The organism is Rhodovulum sp. YNF3179 (genome assembly GCF_050586465.1).
GTDB lineage: Bacteria > Pseudomonadota > Alphaproteobacteria > Rhodobacterales > Rhodobacteraceae > CAJXYS01.
Map to the genome: position 1 here is coordinate 164,705 of NZ_JBOCEG010000007.1, position 15,753 is coordinate 180,457.

Genomic DNA, 15,753 nt, shown 5'->3' on the forward strand with positions numbered 1-15,753 from the left:
ATCGGTCGCGCGGCCGGGCAGCGTGCGGGGATGACGGATCGGATGCAGCGCAGAACTGTCTTGAAGCTCTCCGGCGCGACCGCCCTGACGACGCTGTTCGCCCCCCGCGCCGGGCCGGCACAGCACGCCCCGACCGAAACGGCGGTCCTGCTCACGGGCCTCGAGACCGCACCGGAAGACGCGCTCCTGGCGGCGATGGCGCCTTTCATCGAACGCGACCTGCCGCTGGCGCTTCTGGTCAGCCCCGCCGAGACCGGGGCCGCGCGGGCCGCGTTCCTGCGGCGGCTGGTCGACGAGCGCCCCGCCCTGCTGGAGGTGGTGCCGCGGGCAGATGCCGCCATCCGCCAGCCCGCCTATTTCCAGATGCGGGCCGCCAGCGCGGCACGCGCAGCCGTCACGTCGCTGCTGGGAACGGGATTGCCGCCGATCACGGAACCGGTGACGCTGGCCACGCCCGGCCACGGCCCGGAGCCGCCGCGGCTCGGCGGCCTGCGCGCCGCCGGGTTCCGCTCTGCGCTGCTTCTGCCGACCGAGGGCTCCGGCCGGATGCCGATGGAATGCAGCGCCGCGGCATATTGCGCGGGGCTCGCGCGGCCGGCCCCGCTGGCCGCGGCGCCGGCGCTGCTCGACCGGGCGCTCACCATGGGCGGGGGCGCCCCGGTCTACCTGTCGCTGGCGCCGGGCCTTGCCGACGACGATCCCGGCGCACCCCTGCGCTTCGCAACAGGGCTGGCCGCCGCGCGCGACCGCGCCGCCATCGTCCCCGCCCTGCCCCGCGAGATCGCCTTCCGGGCCATACCGGGCGCACGCCGCCTGTTCGGTCTGCGGATCGACGCGCCGTCCGAGGGCGCGGGCGCGGTTTTCGAAAGCTTCCTGTCCCTGACGGACGCGCTCGCCGAGGCGGGCCTGGCCTTCACCGTGGTGACCGACGCGCCCGAGGTCGCCGCCCGGTTCGACTCCGCCTGCCCCCGTTCGCCGGCGCAGGACGCGCCGCCGGACGGCGACCCCCGACAGGGGTCGTCCGACTGTGTCGCGGTCGCGGGCCCCGCCGACGCCCCGCCCCGCGAGACCGGCCTTTCGCTCATCCTCGAGGAGAGCGGCGCGGTCATGACCCGCATGACCGGGGCCGGGCAGCACCATCTCGCCCCGAGCGTGGTGCTGGACGAGACGACCGCGCCGGACACCGCGCTCGGCCGGCTCAGCCCGTTCGCCGACGCGGTGATCCGGGTTCCCCCCTCCGCCTTTGCGACCCGCGCGCGGCGCAACGTGCTCACGCGCGCCCTGACGGACGCGGCGGCCGACAGCACGACCGAGACGCGCGGCCTGCGCGACTTCGCGCACGCGCTTCGCGGCGGCGACCCGGTCTATGACCGGCTCTGGCAGACCCGCCGGATGGCCGCCGAGATCGCCCCCGCCCCGCTTTCGCCGGCGGCGACCGACGCCGCCCGGCTGATGGCCGATGCCCGCAAGGCCTGGCAGTATTTCGAGCGTTTGGCCAACCCCAGGACCGGGCTTTGCGACTCCACCGTTTTCCTGGCCGAGGACGGCAGCTCCATCGGGCATGATCGCCTGACCATGTGGGACCTGGGCAGCCTGATCTTCGCCAACCGGGCGGCGCTGGATCTCGGCCTGATCGAGGCCGAGGACTATCTCGCGCGATCCGGGCTGATCCTCGGGTCACTCGAACGGGCGACGCTCTCCGGTGCGCGCCTGCCACGCAGCGAGATCAGCACAAGCAATCCGTCTTCGGGCCTGTCGGACTACAATGCCTGCGACACGGGCCGGCTGCTGAGCGCCCTGAGAACCATGGCCGAGACAGCCGAGCTGGCCGAGCCGGTCGCGGCGCTGGTCGCGGGCTGGGCGCTTGCGGACACGATCCGTGACGGGCAGCTTCATTCGATCACCGCCGGACGCATGCAGCCGGTCTTCCTGTCGCATTGCACCCATTACGCGACGCGGGCCTTCGGGCACTGGGGGATCCCGGCGGCAAGCCCCTACAGCGTGATGGACCGCGACACCGAAACCGACTCGGAGATGGCGCTGCTCTACCGCGCGGCCGAGATCGGCTCGATCGGCGCCGAACCCCTGCTGAGCGAGGCCGTCGAGTTCGGTCCGTCGCCGGAGTCCACCGTCCTGACGCGGGTGTTGTTCGCCGCGCAATACGCGGCCTTCCGCGAGACCGGCACGCCCCATTGCGTGTCGGAGACACCGCTGCCCTATTCGCCGTGGTTCTCCTACCAGGGCCTGCGGATCGACGCCCAGGGCTGGCCGTTCACGGTACGGGTCCTGTCGAGCGCGTCGCGCTACCAGACCGAGGCCTACCAGCGCGAAAACCTGATGATCAGCTCCAAGGCCGCCTTTCTCTGGGCGGCGGTCTACCCGCATGCCTATTCCGAACGGCTGCTGAAGCTGGTCCGCGAACGCGCGGCCAGCGCCGAGGTCGGATTCGTCACCGGCATCTTCGCGGAAACCGGCGCGCCGACGGTGAATTACGCCGACATGAACACCAACGGCGTGATCCTGCAGGCGGTACGGCACATGCTGGGCGGCCGCGGACGACCGTCCCCCCGGGAACCTCAGAGCCCGGGCAGCACGGCCCGGTAGACGGCGTTGATGGCGGCGGCCTCGTCCTCGATCCGGAACCCGGTTTCGACGCGGCGCCGCGCGGCCCGGGCACAGGCGGCGCGCCGGTCCGGATCATCGAGCAGCGCGGAGACCGCGGCGGCCAGTCCGGCCGGATCCTCGGGCGGCACGAGAAGCCCGGTCTCGCCGTCGGCGACCAGTTCCTCGAAGGCTCCCACGCGCGTTGCGACGACCGGCACGCCGCAGGCCATCGCTTCGAGCGGCGTCAGCCCGAAGCCCTCCCAGCGCTGCGGCGCCACGAAAAGATCGAGCGCCTGGTACCAGCGCGCCATGTCCCAGACCGGGACCTCGGGCAGAAAGCGAACGCGCCCCTCGAGCCCGGCCGCGGCCACCTGCGCGCGCAGGTCGCGCTCGTAGGCGGCGTGTTTCTCGGTGGCCCGCCCCATGACGAGGGCCGTGGCGCCGGGCCGGGCCGCCAGTATCCCGGTCATCGCGGCAACGAAGTCGCCGGTGCCTTTCTGCGCGCGGATCCGCCCGTAGCAGCCGATGAGCGGCCCGTCGGGCAGGCCGAGTTCGGCCCGCAGCGCGGCGCGGTCCACGGGCGGGCGAAAACTCTCGACGTCGATCCCGTGAAGGATCACCGTGGCCGGCCGCTCGAGATAGGTCGCGGTCCGCGCCGAGGTGGCGATCACGGCATCCATGCGCCGGACCAGTGCCTTGGTCAGCCAGCTGTGCTCGCGCTGCGAGGCCGAGGTGAAAACCATCTTCAGCCGCTTTCCGAGAACGCCACGCAGCACCAGCCCGCCCAGCATCTCGACATTGCGCCGCGCGTGCCAGACCCGCGGGCCGTTCGGCCCGCTGCGTCCCATCAGCACCAGGTCGCGCAGCCGGATCTGCGGCACCCTGTCCGGCAGCGCCGGGCCGGCCGCGGCGATACGGATGTCGCGGGCCTGCAGCGGCACCAGCCGCACCACGGTCGCGGTCACGCCCGAGAGCCGTTTCTTGAAGCTCGGCGCGATCACGTCGATCTCTCGTGGATCCTGAAACTCGGTCATCCCCAACGCTCCGTCAGCCGGATCAGCGATACCAGTAATCCTTCACCCAGGCCGCGGGCAGGAAATAATGGCGCAGGTGTTTCGGCACGCTCTCGATGCGGCGCCCGTCGAAGGTCGCGCGCAGATGATCCATCGGCGCGCGCGGCTCATAGCGCCAGTTCCAGCGCCCCTCGATCGCCTCCACGGGGTTCAGCGGCCCAGGGAAAATGACGACCCGCGTGCCAGGTTTCAGGCGCGGCGGCCGGACATAGTTCAGCGGGAACGGCGGGATGCAGTCGAGCTTGAACAGCTGCACCCAGCGGCGCGGCCAGAATTTCACGCCGCCCGGTGCCCGGCGGGTGACGAAGCGTTGCTCGAAGCCGAACCTGTCGGCGATGCCCTGCGGGTCGGCGGCGAATTCCTCCTGCAGCGGGGCCAGCTTGCCGACAGGCATCCGGTAGATCGAGGTCTGGCCCATCCGTTCGAGCGGGGTCGTCGGATTATAGGCCAGGATCACGTCCTCCGGATCGCCGTGGTCGAAAAAGGGATCGAGCGATCCCGTGACCACGACATCCAGGTCCATGAAGAGCACCACGCCGTCCAGACCGCCGAGATCCCGGGACCAGAGCCGCGACTTGGGCCAGCGCCCGAAAGTCTTGGCCGGCCGGTCGTCATAGTCGATCTCCGGAAGGGGCCGGGTCTCGATCTCAGGGCGCAGGCCCGACGTATCGTCGGTGAAACAAACCAGCCGGAACGGGGGCGTGATGTTGTCCGCGACCATCCCGTAGAGGCGGTTGACGTAATCCGGACCGTATTTGCTCCCCCACTTGATGCAGATGATCTGTTTCATCGCCGCCGCCGAATCTCCGTCTGCTCCGGCCGGCAGGAAGGCCCCGGCACAGGTTCGGGCAATCGTTTTTCACGGATCCGGCATCGGGGCAAGCCCCGCCCGAAAGGCCATGCGCGGACGGGCGGGTGGCACGGTTCCGCCGATCCGGCCCCTATGCCACCGGCACGAAACCGCCGGTTTGGCGCAAGAGGCGGCGATCCGCCGACCCGGGCGTGCCGCCTGCCTTGAAACTGCGGGCCGGCGGCTTAAGCCCATACGCATCGCGTAAACCGGACCGAAACCGACGGCGGGCCAGGATGAGTCCTCCTTCCGCCGAAGAGAAGAGTCATCGCATGGCATGTGAAACACCGACCGCGCCCCGCCCCCCGATGCGGAGGCTTGCCGCGCTCCGGGCCGCCGCGCTCGCCGCGCTGGTCCTGGGCGGCGGCGCGACGCCCGGCGCGGCCACCGGCCACTCCACGGCCTTTGCGCCTAAGGGCGAGGCGGTCGCGGCGCCGAAAGGCGCGCGCGGTCTCTGCGCGGCCCATCCCTGGGCCTGCGCGGCCTCGGAGACGCGGTCCTGGAACGCACGCGCCCTGATGACCCGGGCCCGTGTCGTCAATGCCCGGGTGAACCGCGCGGTGACGGAGATCTCGGACAAGGCCCAGTACGGCCGCGAGGAAGTCTGGGCGCTGCCCACGGCACGGGGCGGCGACTGCGAGGATTTCGCCCTGTTGAAGAAGCGCAAGCTGATGACCTTCGGCGTTGAGCCCGCGCGCCTGATGATCGCCACCGTGCTCGACCGGCAGGGCCGCAGCCATGCCGTGCTGCTGCTGCGCACCGACGAGGGTGATCTCGTGCTCGACAATCTCGTGGACAGCATCCTGCCATGGGACAAGACGGGCTATACCTTCCTACGGGTCCAGGATCCCGAGGCGCCGGCGCGCTGGCGCAGGGTGTTCGCGGGCGGGATGCTCGCCGACCCGCCGGTCGCCGCGGCCAGCGGCGCGGCCGCGTCGCGCTGACCCCGGCGGCCGTCCCCGGCCCCGGGATTTCCCCTTGCCGAGACGGGCGCCCCCCGCCTTAGATGGCGCCATGCGTCTTTCGATCCTGCTCGGCCTCGCCGGGCTCGCCGTACCGTTGATCCTGCCCCCGCCCGGCGCGATGCCGGAACCCGCCTGGCGCGCCGCCGGGCTGGCGCTGATGATGGCGGTCTGGTGGCTGACCGAGGCCCTGCCGCTGGCGGCGACGGCGCTGGTGCCGCTGGCGCTGGCGCCGCCGCTCGGGCTCGGCGGCATCGGCGCGGTTGCCCCGTCCTATTCCAACCCGCTGATCATCCTGTTCCTGGGCGGCTTCCTGCTGGCCAAGGCGATCGAGCGCTGGGGGCTGCATCGTCGCCTCGCGCTGTGGCTGCTCGGCTTCGCGGGCAGCGATCCGCGCCGCATCCTGGCCGCGGTGATGGGCGCGACGGCCTTTCTCAGCCTCTGGATCAGCAACACCGCGTCGTCGATGGTGATGATGCCCATTGCCGCGGCGGTCGCCACCGCCGCGGCGGGCGCCCGCGGCTTCGCGACGGCGGTGATGCTGGGCGTGGCCTTCGCCGCGACCATCGGGGGGATGGGCTCGCTGATCGGCACGCCGCCCAACGCGATCTTTGCCGCCTTCGTGGCCGAGCGCCACGGCATCGAGATCGGCTTCGCCCGCTGGGCGCTGGTGGGCCTGCCGGTCGCCCTGCTGCTGCTGGCGATCGCCTGGGCGCTGCTGGCCTGGGTGAGCCCCGGCACCGGCAGCGGCGCAGCCGGCGCCCTGAGCCTGGAGCGACCGGGCCCGGCCGGCCGCGGCGAACGGCGGGTCGCGGCGATCGCCGGGCTGACCGCGCTCGCGTGGATCGGGCGCCCCTTGCTCGACTGGGTCTTTCCCGGGCTCGCGCTCAGCGATGCCGGGATCGCGATGACCGCGGCGCTGGCGCTCTTCCTGCTGCCCTCGGGCGAGGGAACGCCGCTGCTCGACTGGAAGACCGCGGCGACGCTGCGCTGGGACGTGCTGATCCTGTTCGGCGGCGGCCTCGCCCTGGCCGGCGTGCTGGAACGCAGCGGGCTGGCCGCCTGGATCGGCGCGCAGGTCACGCAAATGGGCGGGCTGCCCGTACCGCTGCTGATCCTGGCGATCGCCGCGGTCATCGTCTATGTGGGCGAGCTGGCCAGCAACACGGCCATGGCCTCGATCTTCCTGCCCATCGCCAGCGCCGTGGCGCTCGGCATCGGGGCGGACCCGGTCGCCTTCATGCTGCCGGTGGCGCTGGCGGCCTCGGTGGGTTTCATGCTGCCGGTCGCGACGCCGCCCAACGCCATCGTCTTCGCCCATCCGTCGGTGACGCGCGCGGCGATGCTGCAGGCGGGCGCCCCGCTCGACGTGATCGGGATCGTGGTGGCGGCGGGCCTCGCCATGCTGATCGCACCGCTGGCGTTCTGACCCGGCCCGCGCGATCAGTTCGTGGCCGCGGCCTCCTCGACCACATCGGTGACCGTGGCGAACCGGACGAGGCCGGCATCGCGCAGGTAGTCGGCGCAGGCCAGGATCTCGGCGAAATCGCCGGTGGCGTATTCGTAGCTGCCCGGATCCTCTTCGACGAAGCCGTGGAACATCAGCACCAGCCAGCGGCCCTCGCGGGCCGCCCGCAGCACCTCGGCGCAGGCGATCTCCGGCGCCATGTCGGGCCCCACCTCGAGGCGCACGATCCGCGCCGGATCGAGCGACGCGATCCTGTTGCCGGTGCCGGTCTCGTCCCAGGCCAGCACGTGGCTGCTGTGCCGGCGCATCGCGATCTCCAGCGACCGGGCGTCGAAATCGCCGTAGGGCGGCGCGAAGGCGGCCGGCCGGCGGCCGGTCTCCTCGGCGATGCGCTGCGCGGCGGTCTCGATTTCGGCCGTGATCCGGTCCGGCGCATGTTCGCTCAGATGCGGATGCGTCGCGCTGTGCGAGCCGATTTCCCAGCCCGCCTCCTGGTAGGCGCGGATCTCGTCCCAGGTCATGAAGACCTGCGCCTTGCCGGTCTTGAGGCCGGATGCCGCGTCGGCGGTATCAGCGAAGTCCGACACCACGAAGAGCGTGCCGGGAACCCCGTAATCCACGAGCAGCGGCAGGGCGAGATCGTATTGCGACCGCAGACCGTCATCGAAGGTGAAGGTCACAACCCCCGGCGGCCGTGCCGTGTCGGCGCCGGACGGCGCGGCACGGTTCTCCGCCTGCAGCGCGAAGGCGGAGAACAGGAAGACGGCAGCGCCCGTCGCGGGCCCGATGATCCGTGCAAGCATGACGCGGGTCCAGACATGTCGCGCCGGGGCGACCGCACCCGGCAGATGGGTTAACCGGATGTTAACCTATCTCGCGGGCCGCTCGGTGAAAAGACCCGGCATCCGCACCGGGCCAGGCGCCGCGGCGCCCAGTGCACACCGGACACGAACCCGTCCGCGCCGGATCAGGCCGCGGCCCGCATCCGCCGGCGGCCCGTATGGACGAGGTAGACCGCCAGGCTCACCACCACGACGGTGCCGCCCAGCACCATCTGCGGTGTCGGCCGCTCGCCCGTGCCGAGCCACACCCAGGCGGGGCCGAGCACCGTCTCGAGCAGCATCAGCAGGCTGACATTGGAGGCATGGGTGTAGCGCGAGGCCAGCGAGAGCGCGAAGAACGAGACCGGCAGGATGACCCCGCCGGCGATCCAGATCGCCCAGAGCGCCTCGCCGCCCAGAGCTGCCGGGCCACCCGAGAGCGCCATGCCGAAAAGCCCCGAGAGAAACGCCCCGCCGCCGATCGCCGGCAGGATCGGCACGCCGCCATGGGCGCGGAGCGTCACGAAGGTCAGCGCCAGCATCACAGCGACGCCCAGCCCAGCCAGCGCGCCCAGCAGGGCCGCGGCGTTCAGACCGATCCCCTGGGCGTCCTTGCCGAAAACCGCCAGCGCGATGCCGCCCAGCACGACGGCGATGGTGACCCAGGTCGCCGGGCGCGTCGGCTCGCCCATCAGGAGCCAGGAAAAGATCGCCGCGAAGACGGGTACCGTCGCCACCGCGATCAGCACCACCGCGACCGGGGCCGCCGCGATGCCGAGGCTGAAGAAGGTCGCATTCAGGAAATGGAACAGGGCGACCGCGATGCCGGGCCGGCTGGCCAGCTGGCGCAGCTCGGCGCGGGGGGCGCGGCTGGTGACGGCCCAGATGACGAGCAGCAGCGCCCCCATCAACAGCCCGCGCCACGCCAGCATCTGCACCCCCGAGAGACCGGACCAGCGCATGAAGAGCGTGTCCGGTGTCAGCGCGAGCGCCCCGCCGGCGGCAAGGGCAAGCCCGAAGAGCGGGTGTCGGCGCATGATGTCTCCGTTGCGGATCCGTGGTTGCCAAGCCTTAGCCGCCTTTCGGCCCAGGTCCAATGCCCCCGGTGCCGCGTGCCCCCGCGGACGCCGAAGTCTTGGCTGGACAAGGCCCCGCCGCGCGCCCGACAATGCCGCCCATGAAAGACGATCCCGACAGCGACGACCGCACCGCACCCGCCGCGCCGCCGATCGAGGCACTGTTCCCGGCCGCGCGGGACAACCTGCGCGCCGCCTGCGAGCGGCTCAAGATCCATCCCGACGTCTTCGAGGAGCTGAAAGACCCGCGCGAGACGCTTTCGGCCAGCCTGCTCATCCGGATGGACGACGGCAGCCGGCGCAGCTTCCCGGCCTGGCGCTGCCGCTACAACGACCGGCGCGGGCCGACCAAGGGCGGCGTGCGCTTTCACCCCGGCGTGTGTCTCGACGAGATCCAGACGCTGGCCTTCTGGATGACCTTCAAATGCGCCGTGGCCGATCTGCCCTTCGGCGGCGGCAAGGGCGGGGTCTGCGTCGACACCAAGGCGCTGTCGAAGGGCGAGCTGGAACGGCTCTCGCGCGCTTATGTCGAGGCCTTCTCCAGCTTCATCGGCACCGACCGCGACATCATGGCCCCCGACATGTACACCAACGGGATCGTCATCGCCTGGATGGCGGACGAGTACAGCTCGATCACCGGGCGCCCCTCGCCCACGGCGATCACCGGCAAGCCGCTGGCTTTCGGCGGCACGGTCGGGCGCACCGACGCCACGGCGCGGGGCGGCTATTACGCGCTGCGCCATCTCGAGCCCGCGCTTGCCATCGACCCGGACAAGTCGACGGTGATCGTGCAGGGCTTCGGCAATGTTGGCTATCACTGCGCCAAGCTGCTGCATGCCGACGGCTACCGGATCGTGGGCGTCAGCGACTCGTGCGGTGGCATATACGACCCCGCCGGGATCGACCCGCTGGCCGCGATGGAGCACAAGCACATCAACGGCACCGTGTTGGGCGCCAAGGGCCACGGCAAGACCCGCGAGATGAGCAACGCGGAGCTGCTGGAACAGCCCTGCGAGGTGCTCGTCCCCGCCGCGCTCGAGCGCCAGATCACCGCCCAGAACTGCGACCGGATCGCGGCGCGGATCATCCTGGAACTCGCCAACGGCCCGGTCGCCCCCGAGGCCGACGCGGCGCTGACCGCGAAAGGCATACTGATCCTGCCCGATATCCTGGCCAATGCCGGCGGCGTGGCCGTGTCGCACCTGGAATGGGTGCAGAACCGGTCCGGCTTCTACTGGGACAGTTCGCAGGTGCGCGATCATCTCAAGACCAAGATGGAGACCGAGACCCAGGCGATCTGGTCGCTGCGCACGCAGATGGAGGTTTCCATGCGCGAGGCGGCCTATATCCACGGCCTCAAGCGCATCGCCGAGTCGATCGAGGCCCGCGGGACCGAGGCGTTCTTCGCCAATGGCGGGCGTCTCTGACGGTCCCGGGCGCTGTCGGGCGGCGTGGACCCGGGCGCTCTTTCCCCTAGGTTAAGGCGCGTCGCGGGGGCCGCGCCCCGCATGAGGAGACCCGCAATGACCGCTTTGCTGCGCCCGGTCCTGGTCCTGATCTGTCTCGCCGTCCCCGCCCTGGCGGAGACACCGGTGCTGCAGACCGTCCGGCTGTCGCTCGATCCGGACGGCGCCACGCTGGAGGTCGAGACGCGGATCGAGGCGCCCGAGGGTCCGGTCCGCCTGCCCGACCTCGGCTGGCTGGAGATCACCGGCCTGGCGATCGGCGACAGGGCGGCGGTGCCCGATGGCGCCACCCTCGCCCCGGGCCGGCACGGGGGCGCGCCGGTCACCGTTCGTCTCGCCGGCCGCCTGCCGCAACCCGCCCGGCCCATCGGACTGGCCAGCATGACCGCCGATGGCGGTCATCTCGTGGGCGCGGACTGGCTGCCGCGTGACGATCGCGCGCTGCGTCGCTTCCGCCTGGGGCTCTCGGTGCCCGAAAGCCATCGCGTCGTGGCCACCGGATCGCTTTCCGGCGAAACCCGCGCCGAGGGCCGCTACCGCGCCGATTTCGTCTTTACCGGGCGTCCGCGCGATCTCGGGCTCTTCGTCGGCCGCTACACCATCGCCGAGGAGATCCGCGACGGCCGGCGCATCCGCACCTATTTCGAGGACGGCGACGCCGACCTGTCGGCCGCCTATATCGACGCGGCGGCGGGATACCTTGCCCGCTACGAGGCCGAGATCGGCCCCTACCCTTACGACAGTTTCGCGGTCGTCTCGGCGCCGATCCCGGTCGGGCTCGGGTTCGCGGGGCTGACCTACGTCGCCCGGTCCATCCTGTCGCATCCCTACATGCGCGGCCGGTCGCTCGCCCACGAGGTGGTACACAGCTGGTGGGGCAACGCCGTGGCGGTGGATTACGCGGCCGGGAACTGGGCCGAGGGGCTGACCACCTTCCAGGCCGACTACGCCCTGGCCGAGGCCGAGGGCGCGGCGGCCGCGCGCGAGATGCGGCTCGAATGGCTACGGGGACTCGCGCAGCTGCCCGCGGACGATATCGGGGCCCTGCGCGATTTCCGCTCGGCCGCGCATGACGGGCGGCAGGCGGTGGGCTACGGCAAGGCGGCGCTGGTCCTGCACATGCTGCGGGACGAGATCGGCCCGGCCGCGTTCCGCGCGGGGATCCGGCGCTTCTACGCGGCACAGGAAAGCGAGGTGGCCGGCTGGGCGGATCTCGCAGATGCGTTCGGGGCGGCGGCCGGGCGGGATCTGTCGGGCTTTTTCGACCAGTGGATCAACCGGCCCGGCCTGCCGGAGATCCGGCTCGATGCGGCGGAGGCGATCGACACCGGCGGTGGGCCGGCGCTGCGCATCGCGCTCTCCCAGTCCGGCCCGGCCTTCCGGCTCGCGGTGCCGCTGCGCATAGATACGGCTGCGGGGACGGTCACGCGGCACGTGCGCCTCGAGGACACCCGCCTGTCGGTGACGCTGCCGCTCGACGCCCCGGCCACGGGGGTGCACGTCGATCCGGGGTTCGACCTTGCGCGGCGGCTCCTGCCGGGCGAGGTGCCGCCGACGCTGCGGGCGCTGTCCGGCGCGGGGATGACCCTGCGCCTCGCCGGCACGGCGGCCGGGCTGGAAGAGGCGGCGCGGACGCTTGCCGCCCGGCTGCTGCGGCGCGAAGAGGTCGCACTGGAGGCGCCCGGCGCCGCGACGGCAGACCTGCTGGTGATCGGCACGACGGCCGCGGTCTCGCGCCTGCGCGACGAGATGATCGCCGGCCCGGCGCCCTGGGACCCGGCGACCGGCGCGGCGCGGATCTGGGCCGAACGCGACGCGACCGGCCGGCAGATCGTTTTCGCGTCGGCCGACCGCGTCAACGCGCTCACGGAGGAACTCGTGGCCGCCCCCTATTACGCCGGGCGCAGCTATGTCGCTTTCGCCGCCGGCGCGACGGTCGAAACCGGGGTATGGGACATGCCGTCGAGCCCGCTGGCCAGGAGCTTTGCCACGGCCCAGCCTCGCTGAGCGACGAAAAACCCCGGCTGCCACAAGGCAACCGGGGCAGACCCGTGATGAAACGAGGTGAGACGCCACCACTCACGAAGACGTCTCAGGGAGTAATTAGAAAACGATCCTTTCAAATGACTTGTCTGTCAATATGATAATTGCATTCGGATTTGAATTTCGGTTATGGAATTCGCCCGGCGTCACAAATATAAAAGAATTATGAACAAGCTATCGGCCCTTTTTGAACTCCGGCGCATGCTTCGCCAGATGGAACGCGATGTCGGGCTCGACGCGCTCAGCCCGTCGGAGCTTGACGTCTTCCTCGCCGCCCACGCCCTGACGGGCATGCCGGGCGGCTCTGTCACGTCCGACCAGATTCGCCGGCACGAGCTCGTCCGGCACATGGCGCAGGCGTCCTATCACCGCGCCCTGCGCTCCCTCGTGGCGCTGGGATTGCTCGAGAAGGCCGAAGGCTTCAAGGCTCGCCACTATGTCGTGCGGAGCGATCTTGCCGCGAATTGAAACGACGCCACGGCGCAAAGGCGCGCGCCGCGCGACGCGGCCGGCGCCCGATCGGCATGCATGGAACGGGATCACCGCTCCGTGAGCCTGCTGATCGTCGCCCTGGCCTACATCCTCTGCCACGGGATGACGGCGTTCGCCGTTACGCCGGTCCAGGCGCAGATCCTGCCGGAGACGACCGTTTTCGCCAGCCTCGTCTACCTGCCCCACGGCGTCCGCGTGCTGGCGACATGGGTGTATGGCTGGAAGGCGATCCCGGCGCTGATCGCCGGTGCCATCGTCTCGGACCTGATCTTCACGCCGACCGAGATCCGCGACTACCTGCAGCCGGCGCTCGTGGAATCCATCCTGATCGGCGCAATGTCGGCCTGGGCCGCGTTCGAGCTGCTCCGCCTCGCGGGGCGCGATCTCTACGCGGGCGGCCGGTCGCGGCTGAACTGGACCGCCCTCGTGCTGGTGGGCGCCATCGCCTCGGTGCTGAATTCGATCGGCCAGACCATCGTCTATTCCGGGCTCATCGGCCTCGAGGAAATGCTGGGCGTCCTGCTGACCTACGCGGTGGGCGACCTCATGGGGCTGGTCGTCTGCATGGTCGTGCTGATGTTCGTTTTCCGCTGGATGCGATTGCTGGGCCGCGACGGCGCATCGTGATCCCGTGACCGCCGCGTTACTGCGGCAGGTCGCCATGGATCGCGAACTGTTCCAGCCCGGCCTCCTGCGCCTCGATCACGCGGAAGGCTTCGCGCACGCCGGATTCCGTCAGTTCGCGGCTGACCGTCAGCAGCGTGTTGGCCGGGTGATCCTCGCAAAGCTCGCGCATATGCGCGATCTCCTCCCGCGCCACGCCCAGCGCCGCCTCTTCCGAGGGCGCGCCGTAGACCGCGACGAAGTGGCGGGCCAGCGCCCGCTCGAGCAGCGCGATCTCGGATTCCTCGATCTGGGTCACCGCGACGAAGGTGACCCGGCCGAAGGTCTCCAGCCCGAGCCAGCCATTGGCGAAAGCCTGGCGCGCCTTGCCGACCAGGTCGCCCTCGGTCCAGTTGGAAAACTCGAAGCCGCCGCTGATCGCCCATTCGCCTGTGCGCGCGGGGCTGAAGAAGACGTTCATGTCGCTTTCGTCGAAATGGATCGCGCGGGCCAGTTTCATGCGCTTTTCCCTTTCACCAGAGATGAGAGCGGGATCAGCCGGGTCTTTTCGCTGTCCCGCAGGAGCATGCCGAAATGTTCGTCCACGCCGAGGAAGGTGCCGGCCTGGCCGTCGACCTCGATCTCCTCGCCGACGCCATGGGCAAGCCCCAGCCATTCGGCATGAAGCGGGGCCTGGCCCTCGTCTTCCCACCGATTGAGCCAGACCAGCGTATGGCGCGCCCAGCTTTCGAGCAGGTGCACCGGGTCCACCCCGGCGCAGCCCTCGTCATAGAGCGAGGTGCGCTCGGGCGCGCTGCCCGGCACGTCGCCCCCGGGCAGAAGCGGCAGGTCCAGCCCGACGACCAGCCAGGCCGGCACCGCGTCCGGCGCGACGTCGTCACCGGCCACCCGCAGCCGGCCGCAGCGCGCGCCGTTGACGAAGATACGCCCGTCCCAGCCGAGATGCACCGCGACCTCGGGCGGCGCGAGCGCGCCCAGCGCGTTCTGGAAACCGACGCCGCAGGCAGGCAGCATCGCCATCGCCGGCTCGAGCGCGACCTCGGGCGCGAAGACGATCGCCGCGCGCAGCCTGTCGGCCTGCAGGTTATAATTCACCAGCCCGGCATCGCAGCCCAGAAGCGCCTGCGCGCAGGCCTTCTCGAACGGGTCGAGTCCCCCGTCGAGCGCCTGACCCTCCATCAGCGGCGGGAATGTCGGGGCGGGCGCGTCGGTCATGCCGCGCCCGCGTCGATCAGTTGCCGGGCGAGCCGGCGGAAGGCATCGGCCTGCGCGCTGTCGGGCTTGGAGATCACGATGGGGGCGCCCCCGTCGGCGGCGGTCCGGATATCCAGATGCAGCGGGATTTCCGCCAGCAGGGGCACGCCGAGCTTCTCGGCCTCGCGGGTGACCCCGCCATGGCCGAAGACGTGCTCCTCATGCCCGCAATTGGAACAGATATGGGTGCTCATGTTCTCGACCATGCCGAGGATCGGGACGTTGAGCTGGCGGAACATGTCCACCCCCTTGCGCGCGTCGAGCAGCGCCACGTCCTGCGGCGTCGAGACGATGATCGCGCCGTCCACCACGGCCTTCTGCGCTAGGGTCATCTGCACGTCGCCCGTGCCGGGCGGCAGGTCCACCAGCAGCACGTCGAGCGCCCCCCACTGCACCTGCGACAGCATCTGCTGCAGCGCGCCCATCAGCATCGGGCCGCGCCAGACCACCGCCTGGTCCTCGTTGGTCATCAGCCCGATCGACATCATGGTCACGCCGTGGTTGCGCATCGGCAGGATCGTCTTGCCGTCCGGGCTGGCCGGACGGCCGGAAACGCCCAGCATCCGCGGCTGGGAAGGCCCGTAGACATCGGCGTCCAGCAGCCCGACCCGCCGGCCCTCGGCGGCGAGCGCGCAGGCGAGGTTGGCGGTGACGGTCGATTTGCCGACGCCCCCCTTGCCGCTGGCGATCGCCACGATGCGGTCGATGCCGGGCACCTTCTGCGGGCCCTGCGGCTCGGCCGGGCGCTGGGGCTTCAGGTCCGGCGGCGCCTTCTGGGAATGCGCGGTCATCACGACCGACACGGCGTCGATGCTCCCGAGCGCCTTCAGCGCGCGCTCGGCCTCGGCCTTGACGGGCTCCATCGCCTCGGCCCGGGCCGGGTCAATCTCGAGCACGAAGCGGACGGCGCCGTCCTCGACGGTCAGCGCCCGCACCATCCCGGCCGAGACGATATCCTCGTCCCGGCCGGGATCACGGACCGCGCGGAGCGCGGCCAGAACCTCGTCACGCGTCGCCACG

Annotated in this window: 14 protein-coding genes; 7 read left to right on the plus strand and 7 right to left on the minus strand. The window is 71.1% G+C overall.

Annotation, left to right across the window (positions count from 1 at the left end; genetic code table 11):
• Positions 1-42 precede the first annotated feature (42 nt).
• Positions 43-2,604, plus strand: coding sequence for a DUF3131 domain-containing protein (locus ACQ5SP_RS13830; protein ID WP_430938980.1), 2,562 nt, complete (start codon positions 43-45; stop codon positions 2,602-2,604).
• Here ACQ5SP_RS13830 and ACQ5SP_RS13835 read toward each other — a convergent pair.
• The gene (locus ACQ5SP_RS13835; RefSeq protein ID WP_430938981.1) at positions 2,577-3,638 is read right to left on the minus strand and encodes a glycosyltransferase family 4 protein; all 1,062 of its coding nucleotides are present in this window, start codon (positions 3,636-3,638) and stop codon (positions 2,577-2,579) included. The two genes, ACQ5SP_RS13830 and ACQ5SP_RS13835, sit on opposite strands and share 28 nt — an antisense overlap.
• Positions 3,639-3,660: 22 nt before the next feature.
• Entirely contained in the window at positions 3,661-4,467 is an 807-nt protein-coding gene (locus ACQ5SP_RS13840) for a glycosyl transferase (protein WP_430938982.1), read from the minus strand.
• A gap of 368 nt (positions 4,468-4,835) precedes the next feature.
• Between ACQ5SP_RS13840 and ACQ5SP_RS13845 the strand changes: the two genes are divergently transcribed.
• Together ACQ5SP_RS13845 and ACQ5SP_RS13850 are read left to right on the plus strand one after the other, a co-directional pair.
• The gene (locus ACQ5SP_RS13845; RefSeq protein WP_430938983.1) at positions 4,836-5,471 is read left to right on the plus strand and encodes a transglutaminase-like cysteine peptidase; all 636 of its coding nucleotides are present in this window, start codon (positions 4,836-4,838) and stop codon (positions 5,469-5,471) included.
• Positions 5,472-5,541: 70 nt separating this feature from the next.
• Positions 5,542-6,918: an SLC13 family permease gene (locus tag ACQ5SP_RS13850; RefSeq protein ID WP_430938984.1), complete on the plus strand. Its 1,377-nt coding sequence runs from the start codon at positions 5,542-5,544 to the stop codon at positions 6,916-6,918.
• Between the two features lie 14 nt (positions 6,919-6,932).
• Here ACQ5SP_RS13850 and ACQ5SP_RS13855 read toward each other — a convergent pair whose 3' ends face one another.
• Together ACQ5SP_RS13855 and ACQ5SP_RS13860 are read right to left on the minus strand one after the other, a co-directional pair.
• Entirely contained in the window at positions 6,933-7,760 is an 828-nt protein-coding gene (locus ACQ5SP_RS13855; protein WP_430938985.1) for a polysaccharide deacetylase family protein, read from the minus strand.
• Positions 7,761-7,924: 164 nt separating this feature from the next.
• The gene (locus ACQ5SP_RS13860; RefSeq protein ID WP_430938986.1) at positions 7,925-8,815 is read right to left on the minus strand and encodes a DMT family transporter; all 891 of its coding nucleotides are present in this window, start codon (positions 8,813-8,815) and stop codon (positions 7,925-7,927) included.
• A gap of 140 nt (positions 8,816-8,955) precedes the next feature.
• On the opposite strand from ACQ5SP_RS13860, the gene ACQ5SP_RS13865 reads away from it, so the two are divergent.
• The 4 genes from ACQ5SP_RS13865 (at position 8,956) to ACQ5SP_RS13880 (ending at position 13,482) form a co-directional block, all read left to right on the plus strand.
• Positions 8,956-10,281: a Glu/Leu/Phe/Val family dehydrogenase gene (locus ACQ5SP_RS13865; RefSeq protein WP_430938987.1), complete on the plus strand. Its 1,326-nt coding sequence runs from the start codon at positions 8,956-8,958 to the stop codon at positions 10,279-10,281.
• 96 nt (positions 10,282-10,377) lie between these two features.
• Positions 10,378-12,327 carry a M1 family metallopeptidase gene (locus tag ACQ5SP_RS13870; protein ID WP_430938988.1) on the plus strand — a complete coding sequence of 650 codons (1,950 nt, stop codon included), beginning with the start codon at positions 10,378-10,380 and terminating at the stop codon, positions 12,325-12,327.
• Between the two features lie 237 nt (positions 12,328-12,564).
• Positions 12,565-12,831, plus strand: coding sequence for a hypothetical protein (locus tag ACQ5SP_RS13875; RefSeq protein ID WP_430938989.1), 267 nt, complete (start codon positions 12,565-12,567; stop codon positions 12,829-12,831).
• Positions 12,832-12,912: 81 nt separating this feature from the next.
• On the plus strand, positions 12,913-13,482 hold the full coding sequence (locus ACQ5SP_RS13880) for a hypothetical protein (protein WP_430938990.1): 570 nt from the start codon (positions 12,913-12,915) through the stop codon (positions 13,480-13,482).
• Positions 13,483-13,498: 16 nt separating this feature from the next.
• Here ACQ5SP_RS13880 and ACQ5SP_RS13885 read toward each other — a convergent pair whose 3' ends face one another.
• Genes ACQ5SP_RS13885 through apbC form a run of 3 tightly spaced genes read right to left on the minus strand, consistent with a single transcriptional unit; the run spans position 13,499 to position 15,752 of the window.
• Positions 13,499-13,978, minus strand: a complete 480-nt coding sequence (locus tag ACQ5SP_RS13885) for a DUF6505 family protein (RefSeq protein WP_430938991.1) — start codon at positions 13,976-13,978, stop codon at positions 13,499-13,501.
• Positions 13,975-14,694: a DUF4444 domain-containing protein gene (locus ACQ5SP_RS13890; protein WP_430938992.1), complete on the minus strand. Its 720-nt coding sequence runs from the start codon at positions 14,692-14,694 to the stop codon at positions 13,975-13,977. Before ACQ5SP_RS13890 ends, ACQ5SP_RS13885 begins: the two co-directional genes overlap by 4 nt.
• Positions 14,691-15,752, minus strand: a complete 1,062-nt coding sequence (gene apbC, locus ACQ5SP_RS13895) for an iron-sulfur cluster carrier protein ApbC (RefSeq protein ID WP_430938993.1) — start codon at positions 15,750-15,752, stop codon at positions 14,691-14,693. Before apbC ends, ACQ5SP_RS13890 begins: the two co-directional genes overlap by 4 nt.
• Between the last annotated feature and the right edge of the window lies 1 nt (position 15,753).